Below are 23,514 nucleotides of genomic sequence, written 5' to 3'. Positions count from 1 at the left end.
AAAGGCCCTCCTAATGATATTTATTGTATCATAGAAGAACCTTATAAACATTATTTTACAGAAAAAGTTTCATACTCTCGCATATGAAATTTCAGACATTATAAGAGAACTGCCATTTTTTTATTTCCAGATATAAAAAATTTTCTGTTCCGGATGCCTCGATGCACTACTTAGCATTTCTTATTGACCGCAGCTGCTCCATGGTACGTTTTTTGTTTGCACTTCGTCTAAACGTAATAATCCTCTTTAATTCCATTCCTAGAAATCCGAATGGAATCATTGCCGCTGATATATAAAGCATAGACTGCAGATAACCAGGAATGGTATTGGCCGAAGCGGTTGCCAAAGGCTGTCCAAATGTGGCCATCAACATCTGGGAAGAGACTCCGGAAGTAATACCGATCAGCTCTCTTAATCCCAAGAGTGTTGCGTTATAAGTCGCTATAAATGTCAGGGTTTCTTTTATGATATCTTTTCGATGGGAAGGCATATAAATCGCACAGGCTGCACCTACAATCCACATTGCCCCGATAAGAGGAGCCATCAATATGCGACCAAAATTTTTAAATATGCTGATTCCAATAATGGAAAGGAAGAATACCGCAACCGGGAATACAACCGCCCAGACAAGCTTATTTTTCTCTTTTCCACTAGCTTTCTTTACATAAGTAAAATTTTTGCGATCCTGCATAAACCATCCCCCCTTAAATGATATTCTGTTCTTCTGTTACATAATCTTCGATTTCTTCCTTGACATTCATTATGATAATGGCAATCGTACCAATCATAGTTAAAATAATCCAGAGATTTGTCTCCATTATGTAAACCAAGTTGTTAAAAGCATTTATATTGAAAGCTAAAAAAGATTGTAATATCTGCTGATACGTCATGATTTTCTCTCCCTTCTTGGACGCGGGCGAGAAATGATCACCCTTGTCCATTCAACTTGTTGAAGGTCTTCCTTGTCACTCTGACTTTTAAGCTCCGCATAAGTCAATACCCTGCCTTCCACTGGACGGTCCCATTTAAACGGGTATTCCCCTTCCAGGCACATGGATTTCCATTGTTCCAGTTCTTTTAGTATGATTTCCTTTTCATCCTTTCCAGGAACAAGGATGTTTACAAACCTGGAAAAAGAGGCTATTTTATTACATTTGGCATAAAAATCTGTTCCCTGGCACTTGGCAGTTTCGTATTCATAATATACCCTGTACTGGGAACCGTTTTTTCCGGTATAAACCATTACAATATCTGGAATATATGATGACTTCTCTCCCGTTTTCACTGTATATTCTTTTGCCCGGGTCATATATACCACATCAGCCTGCAGTTTTTTCACATATTTTGCATCCATTAACAATTCCGCAGCTTTTTTGATTCCATAGCCATGTTCCAGGGAACTGTGGTTTTTCAGAATCAGATTCATTTCTGGTTCCACTGGCTCTTTTCCAAATAAATACCGGTATACATCCTGTCCCTCTGCTGATAAACGGTAAACATAAAAGTTTGTGCTTCCCGGGACCGGGCACTTAATGGGTTCAACTAATTTTCCAGGCCACTCTCCTGCACTCCATTTGTCTTCCTTGGTAAGTGTCTGCATTGCAGCCGTAATCCTGCTTTTTGCAGGGATGTCAGGAAAGCTTTTCGCACATACCTTTATAAGATCCGGAACTGCTGAAAAACCGGTTTCTCCCATAAGGCGTATGGTCAGTTTCTGGGCGTCTTTGAGTTTTTTAGCCGATTTCTCCGCTTCACTCGTCTGTTTCTGGGATGCTTTTTCAATTGCCTCCCGGGTTGCATCCTTGGTTTTCTTTGTATTTTTAACGGGAGGCGCTTTCTTTATAGGTCCGCTGTATTCTTTATTATCATGAAAAACAGATGCGGATTCTCTGATCACCTCATCTAACCCATCTGTTTCCTCCTCTGAAAATGAAACGCTGGCAGGATTCATGTCAATATTTTCAATCTTAGGCACCTTTACAGAAGAAATAACTTTGGAAATTCCCTCATCATCAAGACGTCCGGTTTTCAGTTTTTCCTTCAAGTTTTCGATGATTTTATCTTTGTATGCCGCCTGTTCTTCAAGTTCTTTCTTATGAGTTTCTTTCATTTTATCTATGTCCTGGTTAAGCCTGGCTATAGTTTCTGTTCTTTCACCGTTAAAGGCCAGCAGTCTTTTATACAGTTTTTCCATGGAAGGAAAATAATTTTCCAGACTGGTCTGGGCTTCTGCTATCATTTCTGGAAGAGGAAGTTTAAACCATGGAGTTTCTCCATTTTTTTCCCGCTCTTTTTTCAAAATAGTTTCGCATAAATATTTTGTGCTTTTGTCTAGCTGGGCACGCTCATCCTGCATCTTTTTAATCTGCTGTATTACATTGTCACGTTCCTGCTCCAGTTCCCTTATAGAAGACAGTGCCATTGCGTACTTTCCTTTAAGTACCTGATAAGAATCAGTCATTTTGTCCACCTCCTGTTTCTTCCTGAGATAATGAAAAATCCGACTGCATATTGGTTCCAATATCTTGAGATGGTTCCTGCGTCTCATTAGATATGTCCCGCTCTGTCTCCACGGTATTTTGTGTTTCCAGTATGGACGGTTCTTTAACTGTTGAATTCTTTGTAGAAACCCCTTCTATTGTCTCCATTATATATCCGTCAGGTGACCAGGAAGAAATATCTGTTAAATCATAGCCTTTGATTTCTCCCCCAAGCGTAATAATATTCTGGGTAATCAGCTGAAAATTATCATTTAACACCTGTCTTGCGGCAATTGCTTCGGATGCTGCATTACTGTCGTTCTGGGTAATGGCTGTACTCATATACTGGCAGTATGCGGCTGCATGGGTTTTCACCCAGGTGAGAAGCATATTTTTTACCTGGGTGTACTTTGAATTGATGACCGCCGCGTCAATCTGTGTGGTAAGGGAAGATACCGTATCAAGCGTAGACTCATATTCCGGTGCGATGGACATGGAATCCTCTGTTCCTGCTGCCATACGGTAATCTAATGTCAGTATTTTTTCATACAGGCTGCGCGTCTGAAGATACATACCAACAAGGGAATTGTATTCATTTTTATTAGATATATCATTTACGGACATAATGACAGGAGCGATTGCACCTTTATCATCATAACTGAATTCTGTTATGAAAGAACCGTAAATAAGCACTACTAAATAAGTGCAGGCACTTGTCAGGAATACCAAGGATATCCGATGCAGGATTTTTCTCTTTTTCTTTTCCTGCACAAAATTTTCTTCTGACATCATAGCATCAAGGTCATTTAACTGGGATATGTCTTCTTCTGTCAGATAGTTTTCTTTTTCTACATCCTCTTCCTCTGGTTCCTGGTAATTAAAATGACGGTTTGTTTCCACCTTAAGGTTTCGTTCTGGCTTTTTCTCTTCCAGATACTGTTCTTCGGCTTTCTTCTGGGAAATTCTGTCCTGTAAAATGCCAGACATTACATGTCACCATCCCCTCCGTATTCATCCGAATACATGCTTTCAAATCCGCCGAACTCACCATCATCATCGTAATCTTCTGAATGGAACCCATAATCTTCCTCATTCTCATCCCATTCCTGATCTCTGTTATCAGGGATATATTCTTCGTCTGGGCAGGACCATTCCTGTTCTGCTGTATTTCCCGGTTTTTCTGGTTCTTGGATGTGTTCCTGTTCATCCTCTTCTGTCTCCTCTTCGACTTCATCCATCTCAGGAAACATAGGGAATTCGTCAAGAAGAGCATTTTCTTCTTCAATCGTAAGGCAGTTTTTCAGGTATTCTACAGAATAAGGAACTATTTCCATCGCGGAATCCAGTTTTCTGCAAAGTTCACCACAAAATTCACATTTCCGTTTTACGGTAAATCCCTGCTTGGACTGTACAGCTCCTTCAATAAAAACAAGTGATCCTTTTCTTAATGCTTCCTTATCTTTATCAGCCTGTTCTCCGAGGGATTTGATCCATGGGTAATCCGCTCTGACATTAGGATCATCATCTTTTATAAATACTTTCCGGTTAATTCCAAGTTGGTAAGTACATACCCTTCCACCATTATCAACCGGATTATATATTGGATCATTACACAGATTTCCTATAAGATAGATACGGTTGCTGATCTCAGCCATCCAAAGCAGCCATTTTTTTACAGACTCATCTGTCGGATTTTCCCTGACGGTAATCTGGACGCGAAAAACACCATTTTTTTCACCAAGATCCTGGCTTTGTATAATACTGCCTGCAAATGTTTTTCTTTCACGCAGAATCTCCCATATCTCATCCCTTGAAAGATAACATCTTTCTGTCTCAGATAGATTTACTATTTCCACATTCTTTGGCTTCAGTTCGTCCAGTCTGACGCACATAGGATGGACAAATGACGACGTTCCCTGGTATGTATTTTTTCGTCCGCAGCTTGGACATATGAAATGCTTATTGGACCGAAGGGTACAGAATACTCCGGATACTTCCAGCATATCCCCTTCCGTTGCGTGATGGCTGATAAGGTAATCAATAATTCTTTTATCCCTTGCCCAAACCTGTACCACATCTGTTTTCGTTTCTCCTTTTTTATTTCCGACTGCCACTTGCGGGCGGCGGATAACAAGCAGAGAAATATTAATCTGAATGACATCTTTTTCTTCATTCATGATTATACGTATTTTTTTTATTTGTCCGTTTAAAATAATTTGATTTTGTATAGCCATGTTAAAAAGTTCCTTCCTGTTTATTGGTAATACACGTTCGCTTCTCCACTGAGAGCCAGCATACAGTTTTTCATTTCTGTAGCAGAAATTTTTAATGCTTCCGAATCATTATTTTTCAGGTTATCTCGATAATCAATTAATATATCAAGAGCCTGTTCTGATAGGTTCAATATGTTTTGACGGTCTGTATCAAGTCCTTCTGCTGGCAGTGTTACAAACAGTTCATTGTTTATTGCGGTGACTTTCGAAATGGCTTCTTCTGTATTTTTTATTTCTACTGAATTATCATACGTGCTTCCGACCACCATTTCAGCCATTGACATCCGTGTCATCAGCACATTTTCCAGAACAGAAATCTGTTTGGAAAGAAAAATACTGTATTCAACTGCAGACATTGCGACATCCGTGTTATACCCATCTTCCGGAGAGGAAGATTCTATTTTTACGCATCCTGTACATGAACATGCAATCATCACTACCCCTGCAAAAATTCCTATCTTATGGATACCCTTCACACAAGATCCTCCTTTCCGTTTGCTAAAAATAATATGTCATTTTTTCTTGAAAACAGCATTTTTTACATCCGGAAGTTTTCTTATAAAAATCAGCCAGCCCGATTTTAATCTTACATATTAAGTAGGAAAATAAATGAAAAGGCATTTACGTTTTTGCAAAATGCCACATACGACATTTTAAAGGAGGGTACTATGATTATTCTGAAAGATTATGCAACCAAAACAGAAATTGTAGAACGCAGCAATAAAACAGTATCAGGATTCTGGCCGATTGGTATTGATTACGGCTTTTCAGGCGTAAAAGGATTTGGGCCTAACAAAATATTCTGTTATCCCAACTGTGCAATAAAAGTGGAAGATTTTTCTTCCCTGCTGGAATCATCTTATACAGACATTCTCTTAAAAGATGAGGAAGGATGCTGGATTATCGGGGAAAAAGCCCTTGAAATGATTACGCCCGCAAATGCAATGAACTATGAAGCTGAAATGTATGAAAGGAACAGGTACTATCTTCCGGCATTCCGGGCTTTGATGAAAGCCGGACTTGGCATTGCCATTATGTCCAATAACTGTCAGGCTTATAATGGAGAACCAATTTTCGTTCAAACAGGGCTTCCACCAGAATACAAAGAAATGGATTCCCCGGATTTAAAGAGCGTTCTTGCAGGTGATTTTGAGTTTGACATTAAGATCGGGAAAAATCCATTCCGCCATTACAAATTTTCCATCAGCGACAATTATGTGTTTATCATGGACCAGCCTATGGGTTCTCTCTATTCTGCTATCACGGACAATAATGGAACACAGGGACAGTATGGCCTGCAGGTGTTAAAATCAAAAACACTTGTGCTGGATCCCGGTTTTAAAACACTTGATATATACAATATTTCAGCAGGACGCGTATCAAACAAACCAGCAACTTTTGACAACCTTGGAATGCATGAGATCTTCCAGAGAACTGTGGACGGACTGAAAGGGGCAAATATTACGGTTCTCGGTATGCAGGGAGCATTAAAAAAAGGATATGTAACCGTTCTTGACAAAAGGAATATGACCAACAAAAAAGAACGGTTCGAAGATCTGCTGGAAAAGAACACTCGTGATGTCTGCAATGAGGCAATCCAGAAACTGGTATCACTTTATAATTATATGCAGGACCATGATTTCCTTATTGTGACCGGCGGAACGGGCAATGCGTGGTATCCTATAATAAAGGATTTCTTCCGCAACATGGAGAACCTTACAATTCTGAGCGCAAACAGGAATGATAAAATTTTATCTAACACCTATTCCAATGTAAGAGGCTATTATTTCTCACTTGTGAGCATGCTCTGCCACCGTTTTAAGAAATAACTAGGGAGGTGACGCTATGCAGTTAGCATTACGGCTGTATTATCCCATTGATGCTGATCTTATTGCAATCCGTCTTCGGGAACGCAGGAAATTTACTTACCTGGTCAGGGATAAACTGGCCAGGCTCCTTGATTCCTCGCAAACCACAATGGCAGAACAGGATATTTACCAGATCCCGAAAAATATAAAAAAATACGTGCGTGCCATCAAAGAACCCATGAAAGTAAACCTGAATTTAAAAGATGGGCGGGATGATATTATTATTCATTATCTGAAGCAGGTACAGCCATCCATGCGCTGTGATACTGTAAAATTTTTATTCAGGATGTGTTTAGAATCTTATCCAGAAGACATATTTCCCAGGGATTTATTTTTGAATTTCAAAAAAAGCATGATTTCCCAGGCAGAGGCTCCTATTATTTCTGGCGCCGATCAGGAAGAGTATAAAACAAAGGATAAAAGAAAAACCCAAACTGGCATAAAATCAGATAAAAAAAAGCAGCATAACAAAAGCCGTCCAGAAAAAAATGATAATCATATGGAAGAAACCCCCACCCCACTTTCCATCCAGAATCCAGAAAAAATTTCTATAATACCGGAAAACTCGACGGATAATGAACAAATTATTAAAGAAGCTCCTTCTGGCAGACATCAGGCAGCACCAGCTAAGGAAGGAAATTCTGTCTCCAGTAAACCGACGGATTCTGTTGATGAAGATGATAATGCTGCATATGAAATGTTTTCAAATCTATTAGGATATTAAAAAGGAGAATGGATTTATGGTTAATCGTACTTTTTATAAAAAAGATATTTACGAAAGCAAAATCAAAGATTATGTAAAAAAAATCATGCTGATGTGTGATGAATATGAAATCCCTATGTTCATGACTTTCGCAGTTGAAAATACGCCAAATGAAACGGTATATGTAAACGAAATGCGGAGCGCAGCTGCCTGTGATGCCCTTCTCACAAATGACCGTCTTGTAAAACATGCCTTGGTCATGAATGATTTTGAAGTAGTTCCTAAAGTTTCATTGCCCGTTTATGAAGAAGATCTGGAAGATATTAATCTCTAAGGAAAAGAGAGGGGACCCTCTCCCCTCTCCGATTAATTAAACATTACTTTAAGCAGCACTCCGTGAACCACACGTCTGACAGAATCATTTCCTGTACATGTAGATAAAGACATTACAAAACCAGTATCCTCAACAGGGTCTGTGTCAATTTTTACCACTGAATGATCTTGAATCACCTTCATTGCATCTCCAAATTCTTCATTGTTCTTATACTCTGTACCATCTACGCCATATTGAATTTTGTTATACGGGCTGACATCACAAACCGAGAAAATCCTGTAAAGCAGTTTATATTTTGGTGTAATAAACCAGAATACCGGATGATCGTTCATATATTCCTGGTCACTGAAGTATTTCAGTCCTGCAAACATTGTTCCGTTATTCATGTTATGTCCGTACAAGATACTGTGATGGTTCAATACACCTGACTGGCATCTGCAGTCCATAAAAACTGTTCCCGGAAAACTGTAGTTTTTATTAAAGTCTGTATGCAGGTAATCTGCATTATCCGAACTTTTTACAACCGGATAAGAAATATCTGTGTCAGGTATATAAATCCATCCTATGTAATCTGCATTTTGATCCTGCAAAGTTTCACTGTCCACATCTATCGGTGCAAATTCATCTTTCAGATGCTCTGCTACAGGAAGCAGTGCTTTGATATCAGGATCCGGAACTTCTTCCTCTTTCTGAATACAGTCTTTTTTTAATTCCTTATATAAGTCGGCACTTTTTTTATAATCCATAAATATTGGGCCATAATGAAATCCCCCTATTACCCCAATAATAACCGCCATCATAATACATATAACTCCCGCTATCTTTCTCATCCTGGTTCACCCCCAAACCCCTCAAAAATTTTTCTTATTACGGTATCTACGTTTACATTATGAATATACAGAAGTTTGCCTGGGCCTTTCCTTGCCTCGGAGATAACACTCAGGTAAGTGGAATGGTCAATGTGGTCTGTATAAAATACAATTATGTCAGCCCCTGTTATACATTCCGTTGGAATTTTCATGCGTGGAGGATATTTTTTCCATTCTGGCAGATACCTTGAAATTTTATTATGGAAATTCTGATGTCCTCCCACTATAATTCCCTTTACTTTTTGATTGAGAAAGTCTGCCATATCCGAAATCACATTTTCTGAACCGCCTTTTTCCTCTAGCGTATCCTCTTCATAAATATAATTTCTAAGTCCAATCAGTTCTTTTTTATCCCTGTCTGCTTCTTCCAGTTTTTTCATCAGAAGTTTTTTTTCTTTCTCCAATTTCGAAATGGACGATAATAAAGTTTTTATATCATGTATATTTTTCTTTAATTCATTGTTTTCCTGCCGAAGGGCAAAAATTGTTTTATCTTTCAGATCGTCCTGGACAGGTATTGGAGCTGCATTTTTCTTTATACTGCTGTTATCTTCTTCCAATTTCCAGGTTCGCCTGCTCAGCCATTCCGAGGCATAAAGAAAAAAACTTTTCCATTTTTCCGCACATGCTTCCGCCTTTCTTCTTTCCTGTACCGTAACAGGTGTTTCCTCTTTTAATAGTTTTTCCCCGTATATGCAAAAATCATGAATGCCACAAAGCAGCTCCTGGTCAAATTCATCAATGCTTTTAACAGTATCTCTCGTCAGCTTGGATTTATAAAAAAGGTATCCATAGTAATCCTTGAGAAGCCCGTTTAATTCTGTCTGTTTGCATTTTCCAAGTTCCTGGACAATATTCAGGCATTCTGCACGTATCTTTATATAAAAATCGGAAATAAGAAGTTCATTTAAAAAATTCAGAAAGGTCATGTTCTGGTAAACTGATGTTTCCATATTGTCATGGATAGTATTTTCTATTCGTTTCTTAAAAAAAACGGCATTCTTTTGATGGTGTGACAGTGCCGGATTGCAGTATATCCGGTATAACAGATAAAATATCAAATGGATTTCTTTTCCATAAAAAGAACATCCATTATAAAGAACCATCAAATAAAGAATGGCAAATACTTCATTGATCTGTCCATTCTCAATTCCCATATAATATGCTCGAATCCATCCATATAAGAAAGGGGTAAATAAAGCATCCGCCATAGAGCTTTGGGAACTACTGTTTTTATAATCTTCTACATAGGAACATATCTGTGGGTATTCTTGCTCCAATAGGGCGAAAAATTCTTTCCGCAAATCATTTTCCGCAATAACATTTTTTACTATGCTATATATTAGACAGTAATCATGGAACTGTTCCGAACTAAGGTATAATTTACATTCGGAACGTTTGCACACGCTGTCAGACAAATAGGAAGTTAGATTTTCTGGATGTTTTGTACCAATCATCTTCAATTTCCGCACTAGCTTTTGATTTTTAAGCAGACTGTATGATATCATACATGGAACAATCTGCTTAGGGTCACCACGGAGTTCTTTTTCAAAATTGACCTGAAATCTTTTTATTTGTTTCAACGCATCTATTTGCCTTCCAAGAAATTCTGCGTAAGCATTATAAATTTCTGCATTACGAAGACTGTAAAAATATTTATTCATCCATTCTATCCCGTTTTCTGTATAGCATTCCGGATCAGACCACATATCCCATATCCGAAATGCCTGTTTTGAAGCAATAAATGTTTCAACTGGTATTTGCGCAAAATTATGCTCGGATTCTCCCAATAGAACAGATGGATCTAAAACATCTTTTCTTATTTTGTTCATATAGATTCTCCTTCTAAAAGCGTTCGGAGACTCGTGACTTCAGTCATAGGTAATTGACAAAACGCAAGCTCCTTTCTATGTATCCGGGAACATATAACCTGCTGGTTACAAGGTTCCCGGTATTTGGGTTAAATTATTCTTGTTGCCCAGACTGCATTTCCACCAATATCACTGGTGATAATTCCCGCACTACTGCTATAAGCCTGCACAACCTGTCCGTTTCCTATATACATGGACACGTGATATACATACCCCTGTTCTGCATAAAAGATCAGGTCTCCTGGTTCTGCATCACTTACCGGAATTTGTGTACCGTATACCGCCTGATCGCATGCTACCCTCGGAATAGAATATCCATAATTGGCATAAATGCTTTGTACAAATCCTGAGCAATCTGCACCATTGGTAAGACTGGTTCCACCCCATACATATGGATTTCCGACAAATTGCAATGCAAAATTTACAATGGATGTTCTTATAACAGAATTATCATCTGCCTCTTTGACAGACAGAAGCGTATAATAGCACGCAGGATTTTCTTCAGGAGAAACTTTCTCTGAAGCTAACTGAAAACTATTTTCTGATTTTTGCGATACTTTCGCATTTGCATAGTCGCCAGCCACAAATGATTCTTTAGAAACAAATCCCCTTACATTTCCGGATTCAATAAAATAAGCTGTTCCACAATCTTTCAATATATATGCCAGTCCCTCTTCAGGGAGCATCCCCACAATGCTGTTTGTATTGAAAGTATTCCTGTCAGCATAAATGGAAACTGAACTTTTTGCAATACCATAAACTTTATCTGTAATAACTGGATAAACCGATGTTTTTGTATAGGTAACCGCTTTATTTTCATTCAAAGGGATCAAAACCTTTACTGTCTGTGTAATCCTATCTCTGGTTAATACAAAATCAGCCAGGTTTCCGGCTATAATATTTTCCTTTTCTATGAAGCCCCGGCACTCTCCGGATTCTATGTAAACCCATTCTGATTCAGCATCCGCAAGTATGTAAGCCAGTGTTTTCCCTGTCGTCTTACCAACAGCCCTTGACTGTTCTGACTTTTCTTCATAAACAGAGCATCCTGACTTTATGACAATCTGCTGCGCTTCTATCTGTTGAAAACGGAAATCTCTCGTGACTGGTTTTATGGAAATAATATTTTGATGTGAAATCAGCTCTTCATTTGATGAATATGGTGAATTTTTTGTTTCCTCCGATTCTGCGGCTCTTTCCTTATCATCCTGAGTATTCTGATCCCTCTTCTCAGTATCTGTTTCATGGGTCTCTGACCCCGGTGTCTGTGTTTCCGGTGCCTGCGTCTCTGGTGCCTGCGTCTCTGGTGCCTGTGTCTCTGGTACCTGTGTCTCTGGTGCCTGTGTTTCTGGTGCCTGTGTCTCTGGTGCCTGTGTCTCTGGTGCCTGTGTTTCTGGGACCTGTGTTTCTGGAGCCTGCGTTTCCGGAGTTTGTGTCTCCGGTGGCTGCGTTTCTGGTGGCTGTGTCTCTGGGACCTGCGTTTCTGGAGCCTGTGTCTCCGATATCTGAACTTTCATATCCGTCTGCAGTTCATCCTCTGCAAATACCAGTGTGTTTGATGTTATCATTGCCGAGGACAGCACCCCTAGCACGATTAGATTCTGTAGTCGTTTAAGCAAAATAATAATCCTCCTTTGTTTTCTTCATTTTTAATATGTGCAAAATTTTTTCAGATAGCAAAAAAGCAGGGGAAACAATCCACGCCAGATCTGTTAAAAACTACTCATCCCCGTGATACCATATTACATTTACACTGATATTATCCGGATAGACCCTGAGCTTTAATGCTGTTTCAACCATCTGCTCAGCAGCCTCATCCATGGTTTCTGTATTCATCAAGATATCAAAAAATGCATCCTTACGGTAAGCATAATGGATTCCATCTGTAGTCATAATTATGACATCATTTTTTACCAGTTGTAATTCAGCTGTCTGAACTATAGGCACGGGTCTAACACCAATCCCATTATATAAACTCAGTCTCTCAATTGCCGTATAGTACCCTTCTTCTGATATTTTTCCTGCATCAACCAGCTTTTGTCCCTCCGTATGGTCTTTTGTCAGTTGGATGACTTTTTCATTCCGGATAATATAAAGCCTGGTATTACCTGCATGTGCAAAGGTGAGCTTCCCGTTTTTTTGGAGAAATGCACAGGTCATGGAAGACGCATAGTTCAGCCGGTCTGCCTCGTCACCCAGCTTAAAGCCGATTAAAACATCATTGGCAGATAAAAAAGCCTCTTCCATGAACAGACGTATATTATTTAAGAATAGTTTTTCGTCTTTCTTATATATTCTGGATAATACCTTATCTACCTGATGTACTGCTATTGTCCCAGGACGGAACACTTCCTCCTTTGAACCAGAGCCGTCTGCAATACACACAAACAAATTGTCTCCGAAATCATCCTTGTTAAAGAGAATATAATCCTCATTTACCTTCATATTAAAACCAACATTTGATTTTCCACTATACGATACATATTCAAACGCCATCACGTTCCTCCTGCCTCGGCCGCCTCATCATACCCGTTTATGTATTTCTCTAAATCAATCTCTAATTGTTCCTGATATGCGAGATATAAATAAGATAAGGCATCTTTATCTTCCAGTACTGTAACATCCGATTCCATTGCATTGATCAGTGTCCGTAAGCTGCTCCAGATATCATCGTATCCTTCTTTTGCAGCCATCGTAGTTTCTGTAAAAGTTCCAGGTTTGATAGATACTTCTTCTTTCACTCTTTCCATATCAGCCAGCTCGGAACCCAGTTGTTTTATGCCTGTTAAATAAACTTCCTGAGTTATTCCGTCTGAAAGATAAAGGGTCACCACATCATCTAATTTGGCACAATACGATTTTATATCAGAAATAGAGGAATACTGTTCGATAATCCATGTATCAGCTGGCATACCGCCTTCAACGCATCCAGTCAGCAGGGACAGGCTGCACGCCAAAAGTAAAATACCATAGATATTTTTGCGCATCGTCGATCCTTTCTAAGAAAAAAGGACTACAGGTTTTTCCTGCAGTCCTGCAAAAAGTTACTCTTCATTTTCTGTTTCTGCTGCTTCGGTAATCTCTTCTGCTTCGGCAAATTCGTCAGGAAGCTCTGTCTCTTCATTGCTTTCAGTAAGATTCTCCGTTTCCTCATCCTTGATGGAAGAAAAACCTTTTAAAAGATTTTTTCTTGCACTTGTGTCTTTATATTTTACCTTAATGGCAAGAACGATATTTTCCTGGTCGTTGGAAACTCCAAGCAGGTATCTCTCTTTGTCAACCACCCCTGACACAGTAAGAAATGTCTTTCCGGCAATTTTCATTTCCTTATTTTTGCCTGTCAGATCCAGCTTCTCATTTTCTTTAAATCTGGAAAGGATATCTTCTGCACTTTCATGGTTCGGGTTTACCTCTGCCGTAACCTGAACATAACCGCCTGCCTCATCAAGAGCGACCATCTCACTGTTCGCCACCTTTTTATCCTCTCCATTGCGTCCATAATATTCGTCCAGCTTTGTGTTCTCATCTATACCCATGCTGACCTTTTTTTCAGGGGTATATTCCATTTTTAGGTAATCACTTCTCCAGCCGTCTTCTGAAAGCTCGCCTTTGATGTAGGCATAGTCAGAAAGAACTGCTGAACCTTCTACAAAATCACTTTTTTCCTCTGTTTCGGCTTCTGAGCTTCCTTCTGTCACTGTTTCTGTTTGGGTTTCTGCCTGAATTTCTACTTCTGTTCCAACTGGTACTGCGTCTTCCGCAAAACAAGGGATTGTTGTTCCCATTACAGCAAGGCTCATTCCAACCCCCATCATTAATTGTACTGCTTTTCTTTTCATGATTAATCCTCCTGTCCTGAAATATAAAATTTATTGGGCTGCTTCAGTTACTGCTTCGGTTACATTTTCTGCGGCGGGATCAGTTCCTTCTTCTGCAGCCGTTTCCTGAGTAGCTACGGATACGCTGTTTGCAATTTCCGTATATATATTTTTAAAGTCAGCATTTTCTGCTGTACTTACCGCATAAAACTTAATAACCGCTGTATCTTTTTGGGCAAGTCCTACATAAGTATAATAAGTAAGGTTTGGCTCTGTATTAAATACAGCAAGGTATTTCATTACCGTCCCATCTGAAAGAGTAATATCTTCTTCATTTTTCACTACCCTTGTCGTATTCCCTTCCATCTGAGTTTCTTTTTCCTGTTCCAGATCAACGCTGCTGTTTTCAATGGCAAATACATTGATTTCATCCGCTGATGACACCATATCCACATACAGGTCACCGCTCTCGCTTTTTACAACAGAATAACCGTTTGGCGTTGTTACAGTATATTTTCCTTCCAGTGTCCAGCTTTCAGCTTCCCAGAAAGGATTCTCCGAAGTTGAAAAAATATTTTTCTTTTCAAATGAATCAACGGTTCCCTTATCTGAATAGTAAATAGTAATGAGCAGAACCTGTCCATCTATTCCAGTACCATATGTTTTTGTCTGAGTCTGGTTAATAGAAGCGGTTGCAGTTGCATAGGTATTTCCCGCAAGTGCCACATTGTCCGCAGATACAACATCTTCTGCCGCACTGTCTGTCAAATACTGATTTAAGATTTCTTCAGTCGAAGATCCATTACTTGGGACGGAAGAAATATTCAGGATCACCCCATCACCAGATGCGTAAGCTTCTTCCTGATACCTGCTGCCTGTACTCACGTAATTTTCTTTAATTTCATCCGTTTTGGAAGCATCAAAACTAAATAAGCTCTGGCCAAGAATCTGTATCCCAAACCTCTGGTTCTGATAAGCATTTTTATCCGAAATAAGTTCTCCGGGATTATATGGCTTCGAAGATCTTTCCGTTTTTTCTGTCTGTATTTCCGGTTTTACTACAGCTTCTTCGCTTGTATCTGTTACAGCTATACTTCCGGATATTTCACCTTTTACATCAGTACCATCTCCAGCAGTTGCCATAAATGGCATGGACACATCAACTCTTACAAACTTCTTTGTCTCCAGATTGATGTAGTAATCAAAATGAGCGCTGCCACATACAATGTCCTGGTATCCGTTCATATAGCAGTAGCCGAGCAGAACGCCAATGTCATCATCGCTGTCCAGGGACAAATGATAGCAGGCATTCTCGTTGATAACAGTATCTTCTTTTCTTTCACAGTCCTCTGAATAAACAAGGTTAAAAATATCCTGATAAGCTCCATCATTTTCTTTCCAGTTTTCCTTCTGTTCATACATCACTGTATCATTATCTGTATAAATCCCGTTGCCTTCTGAATCCTGTGACAAAAAAGCAGTTGTTGAGGACGTAAACGTTTGGGTTATTTCTTTTGTCCCAGACGGGTCATCGATCTGCAGGCTGGCTGTTCCTGCCCGGTCACTTTTTTCGATTGATACCTGAATATCTTTTAAAGATTCTTCCTTTTTAGCTGCTGATTCAGTCTGTATTGAAGTTTCCTGCTGGGATTCTGACTGCAGGACAACTGGGACCGCTTCGGTTACTGCCTCTGTTGGAGCATTTTTCTGTGGTGTGATGGAAGAACATCCAGTCAGTATAGATGCCAGAGATAATCCGAAACATGATAATATTAGATTCCTCTTTTTTAACAAAGTTTCATCTCCTTTCTGTTCTTTCATTAATATGTAATTTTTAAAACAAGATATCAAAAAATATTCGAATGCAAAAAGAAAAAGAGCCCCAAAGGCCCTTCTTCAGAATCCGGTTATTCATAATGATAGGTTGCTGGTCGGAAACCACCCTCCTGTTCCTGTTTATATTCCGGAGCAGGAATTGTATCTGGAATATTTGTATATGGCATACTTCCCGCAGGAATGCTATATTGCGGATCAGAAGTCTGCATGGTATTCCCGTGATCGTACTGAGGATGTACAGACCGTTGGTCAAATCCAGGGTTTTCACGATACTGATTATCATTCTGGGTGTTCCGTCTATCATATTGAGCAGACGGACTACTTCCAGCCTGATTATTATATCCAGAACTTCTGTCATACTGGGAGCCGCGCTCATTCTGTCCATTATACTGCTGTGGACGTCCATCCTGGTTTCTATATCCCGGATTTCCATTATATGGTCCTGTGCTTCCAGGCTGGGAGTTTGGACGGTTAAACTGCTGCAACGGTGTATTTCCTTGGTTACTATAAGCAGAATTTCCTCCATACTGATTCTCTTGGTTGTCCTTTCCAGATTGTACATTCTGTCCACCATACTGTCTTGATGAAGTGGCTCTTTCATTCTGGTGATAGGAACCAGCCTGCCCATTATTAGGAACCTGCACCATACCGTTTGCAGAAGATGCAGCGTTTTGGGCTGCTTTGTAGTCTTTATGGGCTTTGCAGTAAATGGTTTCTGCAATTACGCCAATATAACAGCGTTCTTCTCCGTTCTGCGTTACGTATTTTTCCAGATGTAACGGACCGGAAATTTCTATCTCACATCCCTTCAAAAAACGACCTTTTTGTAACCCGTTCGCTACATAATCTGCTTTTTTTCCAAAACAGCTGACTGTAAAGAAATCTGTCTTTTCACTGTTCCATGGATCTGTAACGGCAACGGTAAATCTCGCATTATTTTTTGATGGTTCTGTGCCATTTCTAAATGTAGCATCAGCTGTCAGTCTTCCTGTAAAAATTCCGATATTCATAAAAGTTTCTCCTTTCGCCGGATATGTATATACTCCGGTCTTCTCAAATTTTTTCTACATCCATAATATGTGAGTTGAATTAACCGCCAATAAAAAAAGCCCCGAAGGGCTTTTAACAAGCAATCTGATAATAAGACTTTAGCTCTGAATGGATACGTTCGATTAAATGGCTGTTCCGACCGCCTTTTCTGGCGGTACGTATGGCTGTCTGGAGTGTATTGTTTTCGTAAATGATCCGGACTTCTTTTTTTCCTCTGGTTACTGCTGTATACAGGAGATTCTGGTCCAGCATTCCTGCTGCCTCCTCCTGTAAAACAATCACCAGGTAATCATATTCGGAGCCTTGTGATTTATGGACTGTACAGTTGTACGCAAGATCCATATCCCCATATTGTTCCCTTGGAAGTGAAATCATCTCTTCTCCTACAGAAATTTCCATGAAAGAATTTGTTATCTTGGTAATATATCCGACATCTCCGTTATAATACTGCAACGCATAGTTGTTTGACATCATCATAACACGGTCATGCAGTTTATAATTCCGATAGCCATACCAGAGACCGCCTTTTCCTGGATTAAAGATATTCTGAAGAAGGCCGTTTCCTTCATTTACTCCGCAGGATCCCTTTCTTAAAGGCGCAAGTATCTGTACTTTTTTTGCGTCTCCGCACTCTGTAATCATCTCCTGCACTGTGCTCATTAGAATATTTTTTGTTTCTTCCGGGGTACATTTGGTGATCTTGAAGTCATTCCCAACGGCAAGATTTTCCTCACCCCTGATGATTTTTTTTGCGTTCTGGTTAATCAGGGATTCTTCAGCCTGTCGAAACACTTCGGACAGATGACAGCGGTCTACACATCCGGAATCAATAATATCCTGCAGTACATTTCCGGGCTCGACGCTTTGTAACTGATTAGTGTCCCCTACAAGCATAACCAGGGCACCGTCTTCAATCGCAGCTATCAGTTTACTGAAAGTGGAAAGTCCAAGCATGGAAACCTCATCCACAACAATAACATCCGCTTTAATCGGATCAGAAGCATCCTTATAATACTCTTTTCCGTCAAAAGGCTGATATTCTATCAGTTTATGAATCGTCTGGGCATTTCTGGCTGTTGTCTCTTTCATGCGCTGTGCAGCACGTCCGGCAGGCGCACAAAGTGCGAATACCGGCAGTTTCCCATACAATTTATTCCAAAGCATTTCAAGATATTTCAGGAGCCCATTTACAGTTGTTGTTTTACCGGTACCGGGATCTCCTGTAAGAAGTTTGAATCCCGTTGTACGCAGAAGCTGGAAAGCCTGTCTCTGCTGGTTACCAAAAGCAAATCCCCTGTCTTTCTCAATCTGGTCAATAAACTCCGGATGAAAAGGCAGTTCCTTTTTGGTATAAAGAAGCCTTGCAAAATCGTGTGCCGCGTTTTGCTCGTCTTTCAGCATTTCCATATCATAATATGCTCCAGGAAACTCAGGATCTGTCTTAATTAATGGATGGGTTTTTAAGGATTTTTCTACTGCATCCTTTGTAATATCTTTGAACTGCTTTGTAACTGCCTTGTAAAGCTGTTCAAATGTGATATAAGCGTTCCCAGAGCCAGATTCTTTCTGCATACACCAGTAAAGAATGGCAGCTATCCTTTCATCTGCCAAGATGTCTATTCCCTGGTCCAGGGCAATGTTATCCAGAATTTTGAAAGGGATATTCACGCTTTGGGCCACCTCATAAGGCTTACGCAAAACCATTTCAAGGGCATCTGCTGGATATTGTTTCATCAGTTTCATGCAATGTTCATAAGTTCCATTGTATTCCCCAAGGAACTTAAACAAATCCAGTTCTCTTTTTAATGCCCTTACTTTTTTGAATACGTCAGATACAGACATGAAATCTGCTTTTGTTTTGTCACATATCTTATTCTCAACAGATGGGCTTTCAGAAGCAGAAAAAATATCGTTTTCGACTACACTTGCAATACGACGTATATCTCTGGGAGATATTACAGTATTCAGTCCCTGAATAAATTCTATGGTTTCCTGTTTGGTGCAAGATGTTTCCGTAATATTCCGGATGTGAAGTTCCGGTCCATATTCAGAAATGTGCCAGTCGCCTTCTATCGCGAGCGGCATACCTTTTTGTTCCAGGCAGAAACGTCCAACGACTTTTATATTTCCATGTTCAGATATGTATTCCTTACAGGATTCAGGTGCCGGTTTCAGCAGAAATGTAGACTGACCCTTTTCAGGGTTAAAAAAAAGATTGGTCACATATGTTCCATATACTGTTACCATGACTACCGTTCCTCCTACGCCGTCTCATATGTAAGACTTGATATAATATTTTCTTTGATATGTTCCTTTTCCAACACAGAAAAAGCAATATTCCGGCTGGCAGCCTTTCTATACGGACGGTCAGATGTCATAGCATCGTAAATATCAGCCGCGCGGAGGATATCCGTATTATATTCAAGTTCTACAGACTGTGCTGGTACCAGATCATTCCACTCATTTTTTCTCCCATGATGATATAACACATATTCACAGATACGTTTGGAAAAGCCTTTGTTCTTCAAATATGTATACCCATAATAACTGTGCATATTTACAGTTGTTCTTTCAACTGAATCCAGCTTTCCAGGCTTATGAAGTATGCTGTTCGATAAATAGATCTTCCCTATATCATGCAGCAGTGCTGCCATGCAGAGTTCTTCATCCGTTTTTCCGAGGTGCTCCAGTATCTGTCTGACGTATTTTTCCGTGTTAATACAATGAACCAGTAATTGTGGATCATAATTTCTGATAATTACCAGGGTATGTAATGTATTCCAGTCATCATGACAGTGACTTATGATTGGATTAAGATCCTTCCTTATAAATGTTAGTTCTTTGCTTGTCATATTTTATTCTCCCTTCATCATAAAAATATTGTCACCAATAATATGTACTTTCTGAAAAAGGGAACCAAAAAAAGGAGTACTTTGCGTACTCCCCCTCGGCGTATATCATTCTTTCTCTAGTTTGTTGCAGAATTCCTTTTGTCTTACGCTGAAGTCAGACAGTTCCAGCGGACTCAAATCAGACTTAATATGCAGGTTTCCGGAACATACCTGAAAAATTTTCTCAGCAGTATCTCCTCCATCATTTAAAAATAAAAAGTCATAAATTCCTTTTCCCGCGACTGCCAGGTCTGAAACGCTTTCTTCCATCCTTGCCAAAAGAGACTCTGGTGTTTCTGAGTTTCGGTTTTGCAGTCTGGAATAAATCACTTCCGGCTCAGCCGTAAGATAAAAAGAAATAATCTGTTTCTGAAATTCCTTATCCGCCAGCAGATGTAGCAGCCCCGCCGTATTGCAGTCTATCAGAGCGATATGTCCTTTCTGCAGAATGGACCTTAAAACCTCCCTGTTAATGCCATAGTAGTTATCATTATAACAGTTGTATTCGACATACAGACCGTTTTTCAGATTATCGAAAAATTGTTTTCTGCTAACAAATCTGTAGAAATCCCCGTTTCCACGAGGACTTCTGGTAGTATCTGACATGGACTGCTCTATCACAAAAGAACGTTTCATAAGCTCCTTTATAACAGTGCTCTTTCCCACTCCTGACGGACCGCTGATGACAATAATGTTCTTTTTCATTTTCACCTCTCAGACTTTCATAAGTTGTTTTGGATCATTCTGCAATACAAATTCAACAAGTGACTTTTCCGGATACATATTGGTCAACCATTCGTATTCCTTAGGATTCACGTCCAATTTTTCTAATTCTTTTTTCATTTTACTATATAATCTCAAAGAATTTTTTGCTGAGGTCACTGCATCCTTACTTACCTTTCTCTCACTGTCCGCTTCCAATACATAGATAATAATGGATTCCACTTTATCTTCTGTAGATGACAAACTGGGGTAATGCATGTCTTCCAGTGCATCATCAATATCCTGTTTCTTGTAGGAAAGAATCAGACCTAGTGTAATGATCTCACGCCGTTGAGGAATATGCATATTTTCAATATGTTTTCCATTATGTACATGAAAAGCTGTATATAACATTACACTTAAAACTTCTCTCCATTTTCCAGCCAGTGCTTCAACTGACACTTTTCGTTTTCCTCCTTCTTCTATTTTTGATACTCCTTTTGTCAAATTATATTTAGCATGGAACTGTACATACATGTTTTCGTAAAAATCCCGACATGTCTGCATAAGCATTTCTTTATCTTCATAAAAAGGAACAACATATTCTTCATTGATGCAATCAGATGGGAATAGAAGTCCTAAATTCTTAGCCTCCTTTACCTCATCACGCAGCATTTCAATAACTGCAAGTGCTTTCCGGCAGGAAGCGTTATCTTGCTTGGTAAGATAAATATAAAAAGCGTCTCGAAATATAGAGACAATTTCTTTGTCAGAGTCTCGAATGTAAAGCATGTTTTTATCCGCTGCTGTAAGCAGCTCATTCATTTCCGTTTCATTATAGCCTGCAGTAATACCAAGCTTAATGACATCTTCCCTATGCCCTGGCAAGGTGCTTCCTTTCAGCCAGTTTCCAATTGTGTTGCGGTTAACTACCCCGCCCATAATCTCCCTGCTGAAAGATGAATGATTATAAGTCGTATGATTGATCTGCTCAATTCTATGAAATACTTTCTGAAATGCGGTTGCCCATTTTACATTCTCCATTCTCAATTCCTCCTAGAAATATACATATTACTCTTGACTTTTACTCCATTTTAACTTATATTACTATACGCAAGGATGTTAATTTATCAATAATTACATTTTTATAATTGTTATTCATTGTTAATTAACGTGTTTTAATATTTTAAGGAGGAATTGAAATGGCTAAGAATTCAGAACCTTTATCACAAAAAGAAACCCAGAATTGCAGCTCTAATCTCGCATATCTTATCGAATGTGTATTTCCGAATGGTCGCATTCCTGCGAAATCATACGAAAAAAACAAAACTATTCCAGGTTTAGATGTTTCCCATAGTACATTGAATAATGCCAGACGAGGAACTTATATCTCTTATGATACAGCTCGTATGATCGCTTCTGCATTTTCAAATTATTATGTCGGAAAATCCAAAAAGAAAATAGAACCAGAAAACTTATTATTAGAAACTGCTGAATTTAAGGAAAAATTTCCTGAGAGCGAATTCAAAAAGAAAGAAGATAAAGTTAAGGCTACAAATCTCAAGCTGTTTACAAATAAAGTATATCGTGGATATTATATGCTTCGCAATTCTTCTTATAAAGCATATATGGCATACTTTTGGTTCTTTTACAAAAATGGAAAATATAGTGCAGCTATGCTGCGTGGCATATCTAACTTTGATGATGTAGAAGCTCCTTTTGGTAATGGTAAATTCGATAACATTAAAACTCTAAAGACTTATTTCAAAGACAATGTAAAAAGATATCAGGCTGATAAAAGCACAGCATCTATACACTTTTATATAGCTGAACATGAGGATATCCGCTATTCTTCTAATTGTATTCAGATCAACTTTCATACAGAAGAAGCTGATGCCTGCTATTCAACAATGTATTGGAACATTGACATTGTATCAAAATCTAACCAGTCATCCTACACTGGAGGATCAGCTTTAATGGTAGACACAAACGAAGGTGCCCGCGGCAAAGATATTTGTGCTTTCAAACTTGGATTAGAATGTAAAGATACAATAGGAGAAAAAGACCCCCTTAATAATACTGCTCCACAAGTAATAGCAGAACTTATACCAAAAACAAGAAATGGAATTTTACTTATTGACAATGCTGATGATGCAAACTGGTATCGCTTTATCAACGAAAAAACATTTCGTAATAATAATCCAGATGCTTTTATTAACGTAGATCCTTTTAGACTCATAATGAACCTGGCAAATCTGGAAAATAAATATGCTTCAAAATATGAAGAATTAAATGGCTTGATAGAACAGCTTAAGGAAATTGTTAATCCAGATAAAAAAAGTGAATAGCCGTAAAAATATAGCAACAAATAGTAAGTGACTCAAAACATGATGTAGTGCAAAACAGCAGTTCTCCCGCTATAATACCTACATCATTGTTTGAGGCACTTACAGAAAATCTTCCGGTTTACTGCCGGACTAAATTAAAAAATAATACAAGCCATCTGATAAGATAAGAACTGGCAAACAGGCAAGAAAAATCTATCAGATGGCTTTTATATAATGTCAATATACGGATGATTACGTGCTTACGCTGTATTTTTCAAAAAAGCTAAAGAAAAAAAGGTAGCACAAAGACTACCTTAATTACAAAAAATATTTGTTGTTATATCGCCTGCATATATTGAAGCGGCACCCCTTTAGCCAACCATACGCCATTGACTGATAGATAAAATTTATACGAGAGTATGAAACTTTTTCTGTAAAATAATGTTTATAAGGTTCTTCTATGATACAATAAATATCATTAGGAGGGCCTTT

General features: G+C 38.9%; 22 protein-coding genes. 4 read left to right on the top strand and 18 right to left on the bottom strand.

The genetic code is table 11. From position 1 onward, the window contains the following. Nucleotides 1–166: 166 nt before the first annotated feature. The 6 genes from GPK81_RS07295 to GPK81_RS07270 all read right to left on the bottom strand — a co-directional run bounded on the left by GPK81_RS07295 (nt 167) and on the right by GPK81_RS07270 (nt 5,229). Entirely contained in the window at nt 167–691 is a 525-nt protein-coding gene (locus GPK81_RS07295; protein WP_215706796.1) for a hypothetical protein, read from the bottom strand. A 13-nt stretch (nt 692–704) separates the two neighbouring features. Then, the gene (locus GPK81_RS07290) at nt 705–890 is read right to left on the bottom strand and encodes a hypothetical protein (protein WP_215706795.1); all 186 of its coding nucleotides are present in this window, start codon (nt 888–890) and stop codon (nt 705–707) included. Then, nucleotides 887–2,461 (bottom strand): hypothetical protein, encoded by a 1,575-nt coding sequence (locus tag GPK81_RS07285; protein WP_215706794.1) that lies wholly within the window; start codon nt 2,459–2,461, stop codon nt 887–889. Before GPK81_RS07285 ends, GPK81_RS07290 begins: the two co-directional genes overlap by 4 nt. Further along, nucleotides 2,454–3,467, bottom strand: coding sequence for a hypothetical protein (locus tag GPK81_RS07280; protein ID WP_215706793.1), 1,014 nt, complete (start codon nt 3,465–3,467; stop codon nt 2,454–2,456). Before GPK81_RS07280 ends, GPK81_RS07285 begins: the two co-directional genes overlap by 8 nt. Then, the gene (locus tag GPK81_RS07275; protein WP_215706792.1) at nt 3,467–4,657 is read right to left on the bottom strand and encodes a single-stranded DNA-binding protein; all 1,191 of its coding nucleotides are present in this window, start codon (nt 4,655–4,657) and stop codon (nt 3,467–3,469) included. Before GPK81_RS07275 ends, GPK81_RS07280 begins: the two co-directional genes overlap by 1 nt. A gap of 77 nt (nt 4,658–4,734) precedes the next feature. Further along, the gene (locus GPK81_RS07270) at nt 4,735–5,229 is read right to left on the bottom strand and encodes a hypothetical protein (protein ID WP_215706791.1); all 495 of its coding nucleotides are present in this window, start codon (nt 5,227–5,229) and stop codon (nt 4,735–4,737) included. A gap of 192 nt (nt 5,230–5,421) precedes the next feature. Between GPK81_RS07270 and GPK81_RS07265 the strand changes: the two genes are divergently transcribed. Genes GPK81_RS07265 through GPK81_RS07255 form a run of 3 tightly spaced genes read left to right on the top strand, consistent with a single transcriptional unit; the run spans nt 5,422 to nt 7,658 of the window. After that, complete coding sequence (locus GPK81_RS07265) at nt 5,422–6,582, top strand: ParM/StbA family protein (protein ID WP_215706790.1); 1,161 nt, start codon at nt 5,422–5,424, stop codon at nt 6,580–6,582. A gap of 16 nt (nt 6,583–6,598) precedes the next feature. Continuing rightward, entirely contained in the window at nt 6,599–7,345 is a 747-nt protein-coding gene (locus GPK81_RS07260) for a hypothetical protein (RefSeq protein ID WP_215706789.1), read from the top strand. Nucleotides 7,346–7,361: 16 nt separating this feature from the next. Then, a complete protein-coding gene (locus GPK81_RS07255; RefSeq protein WP_215706788.1) occupies nt 7,362–7,658 on the top strand; it encodes a hypothetical protein in 297 nt (98 codons plus the stop codon). 32 nt (nt 7,659–7,690) lie between these two features. Here the strand turns inward: GPK81_RS07255 and GPK81_RS07250 are convergent, their stop codons facing one another. From GPK81_RS07250 to GPK81_RS07195, 12 genes are all read right to left on the bottom strand, one after another. Continuing rightward, on the bottom strand, nt 7,691–8,488 hold the full coding sequence (locus GPK81_RS07250; protein WP_215706787.1) for a class B sortase: 798 nt from the start codon (nt 8,486–8,488) through the stop codon (nt 7,691–7,693). After that, nucleotides 8,485–10,359, bottom strand: coding sequence for a hypothetical protein (locus GPK81_RS07245; RefSeq protein ID WP_215706786.1), 1,875 nt, complete (start codon nt 10,357–10,359; stop codon nt 8,485–8,487). Before GPK81_RS07245 ends, GPK81_RS07250 begins: the two co-directional genes overlap by 4 nt. Before the next feature lie 128 nt (nt 10,360–10,487). Further along, complete coding sequence (locus GPK81_RS18005) at nt 10,488–11,966, bottom strand: NlpC/P60 family protein (RefSeq protein WP_252196624.1); 1,479 nt, start codon at nt 11,964–11,966, stop codon at nt 10,488–10,490. A gap of 151 nt (nt 11,967–12,117) precedes the next feature. Continuing rightward, the gene (locus GPK81_RS07235) at nt 12,118–12,894 is read right to left on the bottom strand and encodes a PP2C family protein-serine/threonine phosphatase (RefSeq protein WP_215706785.1); all 777 of its coding nucleotides are present in this window, start codon (nt 12,892–12,894) and stop codon (nt 12,118–12,120) included. Further along, nucleotides 12,894–13,385, bottom strand: coding sequence for a hypothetical protein (locus tag GPK81_RS07230; RefSeq protein ID WP_215706784.1), 492 nt, complete (start codon nt 13,383–13,385; stop codon nt 12,894–12,896). Before GPK81_RS07230 ends, GPK81_RS07235 begins: the two co-directional genes overlap by 1 nt. A gap of 57 nt (nt 13,386–13,442) precedes the next feature. Continuing rightward, nucleotides 13,443–14,237 (bottom strand): hypothetical protein, encoded by a 795-nt coding sequence (locus tag GPK81_RS07225; RefSeq protein ID WP_215706783.1) that lies wholly within the window; start codon nt 14,235–14,237, stop codon nt 13,443–13,445. Nucleotides 14,238–14,267: 30 nt separating this feature from the next. Further along, nucleotides 14,268–16,010 (bottom strand): hypothetical protein, encoded by a 1,743-nt coding sequence (locus tag GPK81_RS07220; RefSeq protein WP_215706782.1) that lies wholly within the window; start codon nt 16,008–16,010, stop codon nt 14,268–14,270. Between the two features lie 113 nt (nt 16,011–16,123). Continuing rightward, nucleotides 16,124–17,062 (bottom strand): single-stranded DNA-binding protein, encoded by a 939-nt coding sequence (locus GPK81_RS07215; protein ID WP_215706781.1) that lies wholly within the window; start codon nt 17,060–17,062, stop codon nt 16,124–16,126. 112 nt (nt 17,063–17,174) lie between these two features. Beyond that, the gene (locus GPK81_RS07210) at nt 17,175–19,349 is read right to left on the bottom strand and encodes an AAA family ATPase (protein ID WP_215706780.1); all 2,175 of its coding nucleotides are present in this window, start codon (nt 19,347–19,349) and stop codon (nt 17,175–17,177) included. A gap of 14 nt (nt 19,350–19,363) precedes the next feature. Beyond that, nucleotides 19,364–19,954, bottom strand: a complete 591-nt coding sequence (locus GPK81_RS07205) for an HD-GYP domain-containing protein (protein WP_215706779.1) — start codon at nt 19,952–19,954, stop codon at nt 19,364–19,366. 105 nt (nt 19,955–20,059) lie between these two features. After that, on the bottom strand, nt 20,060–20,698 hold the full coding sequence (locus GPK81_RS07200; RefSeq protein ID WP_215706778.1) for an AAA family ATPase: 639 nt from the start codon (nt 20,696–20,698) through the stop codon (nt 20,060–20,062). Between the two features lie 9 nt (nt 20,699–20,707). Further along, nucleotides 20,708–21,739, bottom strand: coding sequence for a hypothetical protein (locus tag GPK81_RS07195; protein ID WP_215706777.1), 1,032 nt, complete (start codon nt 21,737–21,739; stop codon nt 20,708–20,710). Nucleotides 21,740–21,897: 158 nt separating this feature from the next. Here GPK81_RS07195 and GPK81_RS07190 point away from each other — a divergent pair, with 158 nt between their 5' ends. After that, nucleotides 21,898–23,043: a hypothetical protein gene (locus GPK81_RS07190; RefSeq protein WP_215706776.1), complete on the top strand. Its 1,146-nt coding sequence runs from the start codon at nt 21,898–21,900 to the stop codon at nt 23,041–23,043. Nucleotides 23,044–23,514 lie beyond the last annotated feature (471 nt).

This window comes from Blautia sp. MCC283, from assembly GCF_018785565.1.
Classification (GTDB): Bacteria; Bacillota; Clostridia; order Lachnospirales; family Lachnospiraceae; genus Blautia_A.
This window is presented reverse-complemented; position numbering and strand designations above follow the sequence as displayed.

Coding starts and splice junctions, on each gene's coding strand:
- GPK81_RS07295 (WP_215706796.1), bottom strand. CDS start 691: ATGCAGGATCGCAAAAATTTTACTTATGTAAAGAAAGCTAGTGGAAAA.
- GPK81_RS07290 (WP_215706795.1), bottom strand. CDS start 890: ATGACGTATCAGCAGATATTACAATCTTTTTTAGCTTTCAATATAAAT.
- GPK81_RS07285 (WP_215706794.1), bottom strand. CDS start 2,461: ATGACTGATTCTTATCAGGTACTTAAAGGAAAGTACGCAATGGCACTG.
- GPK81_RS07280 (WP_215706793.1), bottom strand. CDS start 3,467: ATGTCTGGCATTTTACAGGACAGAATTTCCCAGAAGAAAGCCGAAGAA.
- GPK81_RS07275 (WP_215706792.1), bottom strand. CDS start 4,657: ATGAATGAAGAAAAAGATGTCATTCAGATTAATATTTCTCTGCTTGTT.
- GPK81_RS07265 (WP_215706790.1), top strand. CDS start 5,422: ATGATTATTCTGAAAGATTATGCAACCAAAACAGAAATTGTAGAACGC.
- GPK81_RS07260 (WP_215706789.1), top strand. CDS start 6,599: ATGCAGTTAGCATTACGGCTGTATTATCCCATTGATGCTGATCTTATT.
- GPK81_RS07255 (WP_215706788.1), top strand. CDS start 7,362: ATGGTTAATCGTACTTTTTATAAAAAAGATATTTACGAAAGCAAAATC.
- GPK81_RS07250 (WP_215706787.1), bottom strand. CDS start 8,488: ATGAGAAAGATAGCGGGAGTTATATGTATTATGATGGCGGTTATTATT.
- GPK81_RS07245 (WP_215706786.1), bottom strand. CDS start 10,359: ATGAACAAAATAAGAAAAGATGTTTTAGATCCATCTGTTCTATTGGGA.
- GPK81_RS18005 (WP_252196624.1), bottom strand. CDS start 11,966: ATGATAACATCAAACACACTGGTATTTGCAGAGGATGAACTGCAGACG.
- GPK81_RS07235 (WP_215706785.1), bottom strand. CDS start 12,894: ATGGCGTTTGAATATGTATCGTATAGTGGAAAATCAAATGTTGGTTTT.
- GPK81_RS07230 (WP_215706784.1), bottom strand. CDS start 13,385: ATGCGCAAAAATATCTATGGTATTTTACTTTTGGCGTGCAGCCTGTCC.
- GPK81_RS07225 (WP_215706783.1), bottom strand. CDS start 14,237: ATGAAAAGAAAAGCAGTACAATTAATGATGGGGGTTGGAATGAGCCTT.
- GPK81_RS07215 (WP_215706781.1), bottom strand. CDS start 17,062: ATGAATATCGGAATTTTTACAGGAAGACTGACAGCTGATGCTACATTT.
- GPK81_RS07210 (WP_215706780.1), bottom strand. CDS start 19,349: ATGGTAACAGTATATGGAACATATGTGACCAATCTTTTTTTTAACCCT.
- GPK81_RS07205 (WP_215706779.1), bottom strand. CDS start 19,954: ATGACAAGCAAAGAACTAACATTTATAAGGAAGGATCTTAATCCAATC.
- GPK81_RS07200 (WP_215706778.1), bottom strand. CDS start 20,698: ATGAAAAAGAACATTATTGTCATCAGCGGTCCGTCAGGAGTGGGAAAG.
- GPK81_RS07195 (WP_215706777.1), bottom strand. CDS start 21,739: ATGGAGAATGTAAAATGGGCAACCGCATTTCAGAAAGTATTTCATAGA.
- GPK81_RS07190 (WP_215706776.1), top strand. CDS start 21,898: ATGGCTAAGAATTCAGAACCTTTATCACAAAAAGAAACCCAGAATTGC.